Consider the following 1,470-nt stretch of genomic DNA (forward strand, 5'->3'; position numbering starts at 1 on the left):
GGAAAACGGACAGGATCGGGCATCATGTGGCGCTGATCGGCTATGCGCGCGTCTCGACCGCAGACCAGAAGCTGTCGCTCCAGCTTGACGCGCTGAACACTGCCGGGTGCGACCGTATATTCGACGATCACGCATCCGGGGCAAAAGCCGATCGGCCTGGCCTAACCGAAGCGCTCGCCTATTTGCGCCCCGGCGACACGCTGGTGGTCTGGAAACTCGACCGCCTCGGCCGCTCGATGAGCCACCTGATCGAGAAGGTCGGCGAGCTTGCGGCGCGCGGCATCGGGTTCCGCTCACTCACCGAGAATATCGACACCACCACTTCGGGCGGCATGCTGGTGTTCAACATCTTCGGCTCGCTGGCCCAATTCGAGCGTGACCTGATCCGTGAACGCACTCATGCCGGCCTCAAGGCCGCACGCGAGCGGGGCAACAAGGGTGGTCGCCGGCCTGTCGTTACCCCCGACAAACTACGTAAAGCGCGGGCGCATATCGCAGCGGGCCTCACTGTTCGTGAGGCGGCGGCCCGGCTCAAGATCGGCAAAACCGCCCTATACAAGGCTCTGGAAAACGCGTGAAACCGCTGGCGATCAAGAACTCGTGGGTGCTGGTCACAGGGGCTTCGACCGGTTTGGGCAGAGCGTCCGCCCTCCGCTTGGCGGCATCGTACCAGGCCAAGCCCCTGATTGTTGGACGAAGGCTCGACAACTTGCGGGAGCTACAGACCGAAATTGACGAGCGGTTCAATGTGCCGTGCGAGATTATAGTGGCTGATCAACGTGAAATCGAGGGCAGGGAGAAAATCGCGGCTAAGGTTGCAGAATTGCAAGTAACAGCCGCTTTGTTGGTTGCCGGAATGACGAGCGTTGGTTCATTTGATGCAGGCCGTGCCGACACTTATGCCGAGGTAATTGAAACAAACATACTCGGTTTCACGGATTTGCTGGCTCGCCTGATTGCGATTTTCAGGGAGCAGCCGTTTGAATCCTCAGTAATCGCCGTGTCGAGCCTGGAGGGCGAAACATCCGTGCCCTTCCAAGCGGTCTACGGCGCGTCGAAAGCCTATGTGAGCACCCTCATGCGAGCGCTTTCCGTGGAGCTTGCCGGGACGGGAGTGAGTGTTGGGTCTTTTGCACCCGGTGGAATCGACACAGACATGGCTGCCCTCAGCGATTTGAAGTGGGGGAGGTTGGGTTTGATGGACGTTGACCGGTGCGCGGCCCATGCAGTCCACGCTCTGGTTTATCGGCAATCCTTCGCCATACCGGGGATGGGCAACCAGCTCACATATTTGGCGAGCAGGGTTCTACCTCGATCGTTGGTCAATCGGATTGCCGCCCTCCCATATCGGCGCCCGTAGGGCGGCACCACATAAAAGGGGCAGGAAAGCCTGCGAATAGCATCTGCTGGCATCGTACCGGATTTGTTCGCCCTTAGCGTGCAGATACGTCACTTTCGTGTAGTCACCCC

General features: G+C 59.7%; 2 protein-coding genes. Both read left to right on the top strand.

What is annotated here, in order from left to right:
- Nucleotides 1–26: 26 nt before the first annotated feature.
- On the top strand, nt 27–578 hold the full coding sequence (locus EWH12_RS21830) for a recombinase family protein (RefSeq protein ID WP_004213210.1): 552 nt from the start codon (nt 27–29) through the stop codon (nt 576–578).
- Entirely contained in the window at nt 575–1,360 is a 786-nt protein-coding gene (locus tag EWH12_RS21835) for an SDR family NAD(P)-dependent oxidoreductase (protein ID WP_120222534.1), read from the top strand. The genes EWH12_RS21830 and EWH12_RS21835 overlap by 4 nt, the downstream gene beginning before the upstream one ends.
- The last annotated feature ends 110 nt before the right edge of the window (nt 1,361–1,470 follow it).

This window comes from Sphingobium cupriresistens, from assembly GCF_004152865.1.
GTDB classification, from domain to species: Bacteria; Pseudomonadota; Alphaproteobacteria; order Sphingomonadales; family Sphingomonadaceae; genus Sphingobium; species Sphingobium cupriresistens.